General features: G+C 40.2%; 1 rRNA gene. It reads left to right on the forward strand.

Annotation, left to right across the window (positions count from 1 at the left end):
• Window positions 1–184 precede the first annotated feature (184 nt).
• Window positions 185–356 (forward strand): 16S ribosomal RNA (locus HII17_RS18915); the annotation flags it as partial.

Genomic DNA, 356 nt, shown 5'->3' on the forward strand with positions numbered 1-356 from the left:
TTCTTTAACAATTAGTTATCATGCAATTTGTGTGGACATTCACATGATGTTGATTTTACCAAATAAGCTTTCTTCTTCGGAAGGGGCAAAAAATTAACTCATTGAAAGTTCATACATAAAATACTTTTTAAGTTTTATATGTACAGAATTCATTGAGCTAGGTCTTCGGACCAACAAACGATTTTAATTGAAGAGTTTGATCATGGCTCAGATTGAACGCTGGCGGCAGGCTTAACACATGCAAGTCGAGCGGAAACGAGAAGTACTTGTACTTCGGCGTCGAGCGGCGGACGGGTGAGTAATGCTTGGGAATATGCCTTGAGGTGGGGGACAACAGTTGGAAACGACTGCTAATA

It is taken from the genome of Thalassotalea algicola (genome assembly GCF_012932965.1).
Lineage (GTDB): Bacteria > Pseudomonadota > Gammaproteobacteria > Enterobacterales > Alteromonadaceae > Thalassotalea_F > Thalassotalea_F algicola.